Here is a 5188-nt window from a genome sequence, read left to right on the forward strand (position 1 = left end):
TCACTGCACCTCCAAGCTCACCGAGGATATCAACGACATCCGCTCGCTGGGCTTCCGCGGCGAAGCGCTGCCGTCGATCGGCTCGGTGTCGCGACTTTCGATCCGCTCGCGCACGGCAGCGAGTGACAGCGCCGCCGAGATCGGCATCGAGGGTGGCCGCGTCCTGCCTGTCAGGCCGGCGGCGGCCAATCGCGGCACCACGGTCGAGGTGCGCGACCTGTTCTTCGCAACGCCGGCCCGATTGAAGTTCATGAAGGGCGAGCGCGCCGAAAGCTCGGCCACCAGCGATGTGGTCAAGCGCATCGCCATCGCCTTCCCCGCCGTGCGCTTCACGCTGGCCGGCTCGGACCGCTCGACACTGGAATTGCCGGCGGCGGATGACAGCGCGGAAGGCAGCCTGCGTCGTGTCGCCCAGGTGATGGGCGCCGACTTTCCCGACAATTCGATTGCCCTCGACGCGATGCGCGATGGCGTGCATCTGACCGGCCACGTGTCGATCCCGTCCTTCACCCGCGCCAACGCGCTGCAGCAATATGCCTACGTCAACGGCCGCCCGGTGCGCGACAAGCTGATCGCCGGCGCCATACGCGGCGCCTATGCCGACGTCCTGCCGCGCGACCGCCATGCGGTGACGGTGCTGTTCCTGACGCTCGATCCGGCCATCGTCGACGTCAACGTCCATCCAGCCAAGGCCGATGTGCGCTTCCGCGATCCCGGCCTTGTGCGCGGATTGATCGTCGGGGCCATCCGACAGGCACTGGCCGATGCCGGCGTCCGCGCCGCCACCACGGGTGCCGCCGGCATGATGGCGGCGTTCCGGCCAGGGGCCGCATCCTACGGCCACGGCGGACCGGCAAACGGCCACCGCAGCTACGACGCGGCCTACCGCGCGTCGGGTCCGTCCGGCTTCGATCCTGCCCGATCGCCGCAGCGGCCGCTCGATATGGGTTTCGATGGTGCGGGCTTCGAGCAGCGCGGCTTGCGAGAAAGCGAGCAAGCGGCTTTCGATGCCGGTCCGCTTGCCAGCGCCGATGCACGCGCAGGGCAGGATGAAGCGGCCGAGACGTTGCTCGGCGCGGTGCTGGGCGCGGCGCGCGCCCAGGTGCATGAGAATTACATCGTCGCCCAGACCAGGGATTCGCTCATCATCGTCGACCAGCATGCGGCGCATGAACGGCTGGTCTACGAGGCGCTGAAGAATGCGCTGCATTCGCGCCCGGTGCCCTCGCAGATGCTACTTCTGCCCGAAATCATCGACCTGCCGGAAGAGGATGCCGAGCGGCTTGCGCTGCATTCGGAAACGCTGGCCCGCTTCGGTCTCGGCATCGAGCGCTTTGGCCCCGGCGCTGTCGCGGTGCGCGAGACGCCGTCGATGCTGGGCGAGGCCAATGTCCAGCAATTGGTGCGCGACCTCGCCGACGAGATCGCCGACAACGACACGGTCGACACGCTGAAGGAGCGGCTGGACAAGATAGCCGCGACCATGGCGTGCCACGGCTCTGTGCGCTCCGGCCGCCTGCTCAAGGCCGAGGAGATGAACGCGCTGCTGCGGCAGATGGAGGCGACGCCCGGCTCCGGCACCTGCAACCACGGCCGCCCCACTTATATCGAACTCAAGCTGGCGGATATCGAACGGCTTTTCGGACGGCGATAGCTGCGGACGGATTGCGGGCCTATCGCTTCGCCGCTCGAGGTCGGCAGGTCAAGGAGGCCGGCCGACAATGTGGTCACCCGCGATTTTCGCCCAGCGGCCTGAGTAGCGCGATCGCAGCCGCCGCCAGCAGGAGGATCGCACCGGTGATTTCAGCCCAGCCGACCGCCTCGCCGAAAAGCCAGGCTCCTGCCGCCAAAGCGGTCAGCAAATAGCGTGCAGCCGCCAGCAGGAGCGGAGGCGCGTCATTGAGACCGAGCTTGATCGCGGCCCAGGTCAGCCCCCAGATCAGCGATATCACCGCGAAGAAGAAGAGGTTGCGAACCACCGATCGGCGCTCAGCGCAGTCCCCGACGATCGACAAGTATCCGATGGATTTCGATCCGCTCCGGCAGCTCGATCAGGAACTCGGCATCGCGGTCCAGATGATGGACTTTGGTCGGTTCGCCTTTGGTAAAGGCGGTCATCGCTTGCATGTCGGCCCAATAGGAGATGGTTGTGAACCACGTCTCGGCATCACGGTCCTCGCGCAGCAATTGGACGCCAAGCGCCGTCTTCTCGAGGGGCGGAATACCCTCGGCACGCAGGTATGGCTCATAGGCGTCGGCGATGTCGCGGCGGGTGCGACCGCGCCAGATGCGCGCGATGGTCGGTTTGGTCGGCATGAGGTTCTCCTTCAGTCAGGCGGACAGCAAACCGGGCATAGCGGACGCCGGCTGTGATCAGCCGTGAACACGAGCCAGGAAATCGCGGACCAGCGGCAGCGCGTCGTCGAAATGTGTCTCGAGCAGCCAATGACCCGCCCCTTCGATCAGATGCAGTTCCGCATCGGGCAGATCGCGATGATAGGCCGTTGCCGACGCCGCGGGCATATAGCCATCCTCTGGCCCCCAAACGATCAACGTGGGCGGATGGTGTTCACGCAAATAAGCCTGGTAGCGCGGAAACCAGGTGAGATTGGCTTCCAGCTTCTCCATCAGACCGACGGCGATCTGCCGACGAACCGGCGTGTTCATCAGTGGCCAGTGAAGGCTCCAGAGATCGGGCGGCACGCGCATGGCGACGTCGTCAGCCACTTCCCCGATGAACTCGGCCCGGAACCCGTCCTCACTTACCGCGGCCTCGAGCGGACGGTGCTTGCCGGGCGCCTTGTCGGTCCACCAGGCCTTGATCGTGGCGTATTTGGGTCCAAGCACGTCCTCGTAGATGTCGCCGTTCTGGATGATCAGGGCGCTGATCCGCTCCGGGTGCGAGATCGCATGCCGGAGCCCTATCTGCGAGCCATAATCGTGCAGCCACAAGGCGTAGCGTTCGAGACCGAATTCATCGGCAAGCTTGGAAAGCACGTCGCAATAGGCGTCGAAATCATAGCCGAAGGTGACCGGATCGGGTGTGCCGCTGTATCCGAAGCCAGGCCAGTCGAATGCAATCGTCCGCCAGCGGTCGGCGAGCGCCGGCATCAGTCGGCGGAATTGGAACGAAGAGCAGGGATAGCCGTGCGGCAAGAGCAAGACAGGTGCTTCTAACGGCCCTGCCTCGCGATAAAAAATGGATAGATCATCCAGTTGCATGCGTCGGTGCGTGGTTGCACCCGGCATTCGGACCTCCGTCGAACAAACCTCGGCTAAACGCGTTTGATCGAGGGATCGTTCCGAATGGCGGAAGCGGACGGTCGGCAATATTCATCTCTTCAAATTCACCACGATGACACCGCCCAGCGCCAGCGCGCCGCCGATTATGCCGAGCAGCGTGGGAACTTCGCCCAGCCAGAAGAAGCCGATCAGCGCGGACATCGGCGAGACCAGATAGAGGAAGTTGGAGGCACGTGCCGCCGGCAGACGCGACAGCGCGGTCGCCCAGGCGGCATAGGCGATGAGGCTGGGCACGATGCCGAGAAAGATGACGGCGCCGAGGCCTGCTGTGTCGGCGACCGCCGCCTGCGAAAAGGCCGACGGCAGGAAGGGCGCCAGGCATAGTGCGCCGAGCACCATGTTCGAAGCCGAAATGGTCAATGGATGATGGCGGGCAAACAGCGGCTTCTGGACGATGGTGTTGACGGCCGAGCACAAGGCCGAACCAAGCACCAACAGAGCACCGGTGTTGAACGACAGGCCATGCCCGTCGGCCATGGCGATGATGCCTATACCGGCGAAGGAAATCACCGTACCGATCCAGGCCACGCCTGAGAAGCGCTCGCCCAGCAATGCCATCGCCATGATGGCGGTGAAGATCGGGCTGACATTGATGATGAAGCCGGCGGCACCGGCCGAGACGGTCAGTTCGCCGAAATTGAGCATGACGGTGTAGAGCGCGACGAAGATGGCGCCGCCAAAGACCAGGCGCCACGCTTCGTCGAGCCTTGGCAGCGCCGGGCGCTTGACGGCCAGGAAGATCGCCGCCGGCACAGCGGCGATGGCAAATCGCAACGCACCCAGTTCCAGTGGGCCGAAGGCGGCGAGACCGGCTCGGATAGCGGGAAAGGCGGAGGCCCAACCAACCACCGTCAGCGCCACCGCGATGGCTGCCGTGGTGTCCATTCGCTGTGTCGAATTCAACGTGCCCGTTATCTCGCTCATCTCACCGCCCTCGTATTTCTTCGGTCCTGAAAGGCAGAAAACGCCTTTTCACCCCGGTTGACAAACGACGAAATCGAGGATCACCTGTGACTATGGATCACAGCTCGGACACAATGGTGCCGCTCGAAACGCTGCGCGCCTTCGATGCGGCGGCGCGGACAGGCAGCTTTTCAGCGGCCGCCGAAAAGCTCAATATCACCCATGGCGCCGTCAGCCGGCAGATCGCCAAGCTCGAGGACTGGCTGGGATTGAAAGTCTTCGACCGTGGTGCGCGCGGCGTCTCGCTGACGATCGAAGGCAACAGGCTGCATCTGCGCACGGCGGAAGCCTTTGCGCTGATATCGACCCATTCCGACCGCTGGGTCGAGCCCCGTGGCACGGCGGTGGTGCGGCTGACCTCGATCCCCTCGGTCAGCGGACTGTGGCTGATGCCGCGCATGGCAGCGCTGGAAAACAATCCCTCGAAGCTGCGCATCGTGCTCGATGTCGACATCCGCCAGGCCGACCTTGCCGATGAAGGCATCGACCTCTCGATCCGTTGTGGACGCGGCGGCATTCCGGGCCGCATCTCGGTGCAGCTTTTCGAGGAACATGTCTTCCCTGTCGCGTCACCCGAGCTTGCCCGCGAGATCGGCCGCGGCGACCCTGCCCGGCTGCTCAAATATCCGCTGATCAACGATTCCGACGCGTCGGCCTGGCGCGCCTGGTTTGCCGCGCAAGGCATGGATTACCGCCCGCGCCCGCAGGACCGCCGCTTCGAAGACTACAATCTGGTGCTCGACGCCGCCGCCTATGGGCTCGGCATCGCGCTGGCCCGCCCGCCGCTGACCGGACATCAATTACAATCGGGCCGCATCACTCCCGTCGATGAGCGCACAGCCCTCAACCCGGTATCCTACTGGCTCGACCGGCCGATGGGGCGGCCGCGTGCCGCCGCCGCCGACCTCGCCCGCCGCATCGC

Annotated in this window: 6 protein-coding genes; 2 read left to right on the plus strand and 4 right to left on the minus strand. The window is 65.0% G+C overall.

All coding sequences use genetic code 11. The annotated features are described in order from the left end of the window. The coding region (mutL, locus tag EN991_RS22440) for a DNA mismatch repair endonuclease MutL (RefSeq protein WP_127369575.1) at positions 1-1654 on the plus strand (1654 nt) is incomplete at its 5' end. Between the two features lie 73 nt (positions 1655-1727). On the opposite strand, the gene EN991_RS22445 is transcribed toward mutL, so the two are convergent. The 4 genes from EN991_RS22445 to EN991_RS22460 form a co-directional block, all read right to left on the minus strand. Next, positions 1728-1979 carry a hypothetical protein gene (locus EN991_RS22445; protein ID WP_127369576.1) on the minus strand — a complete coding sequence of 84 codons (252 nt, stop codon included), beginning with the start codon at positions 1977-1979 and terminating at the stop codon, positions 1728-1730. A gap of 10 nt (positions 1980-1989) precedes the next feature. Next, positions 1990-2316, minus strand: coding sequence for a hypothetical protein (locus EN991_RS22450; protein WP_027163236.1), 327 nt, complete (start codon positions 2314-2316; stop codon positions 1990-1992). Positions 2317-2373: 57 nt separating this feature from the next. Next, positions 2374-3249 (minus strand): alpha/beta hydrolase, encoded by an 876-nt coding sequence (locus EN991_RS22455; RefSeq protein ID WP_127369578.1) that lies wholly within the window; start codon positions 3247-3249, stop codon positions 2374-2376. A gap of 84 nt (positions 3250-3333) precedes the next feature. Continuing rightward, positions 3334-4227, minus strand: coding sequence for a DMT family transporter (locus EN991_RS22460; RefSeq protein ID WP_013532338.1), 894 nt, complete (start codon positions 4225-4227; stop codon positions 3334-3336). A gap of 92 nt (positions 4228-4319) precedes the next feature. Here EN991_RS22460 and EN991_RS22465 point away from each other — a divergent pair. Next, the coding region (locus tag EN991_RS22465) for a LysR family transcriptional regulator (RefSeq protein ID WP_127369577.1) at positions 4320-5188 on the plus strand (869 nt) is incomplete at its 3' end.

The sequence above is a fragment of the Mesorhizobium sp. M7A.F.Ca.US.005.03.2.1 genome (genome assembly GCF_003997795.1).
GTDB classification, from domain to species: Bacteria; Pseudomonadota; Alphaproteobacteria; order Rhizobiales; family Rhizobiaceae; genus Mesorhizobium; species Mesorhizobium ciceri.

What these genes read in the sequence shown, in the direction of transcription:
- EN991_RS22455 (WP_127369578.1), bottom strand. Translation starts at nt 3,249, where the DNA reads ATGCCGGGTGCAACCACGCACCGACGCATGCAACTGGATGATCTATCC.
- EN991_RS22460 (WP_013532338.1), bottom strand. Translation starts at nt 4,227, where the DNA reads ATGAGCGAGATAACGGGCACGTTGAATTCGACACAGCGAATGGACACC.
- EN991_RS22450 (WP_027163236.1), bottom strand. Translation starts at nt 2,316, where the DNA reads ATGCCGACCAAACCGACCATCGCGCGCATCTGGCGCGGTCGCACCCGC.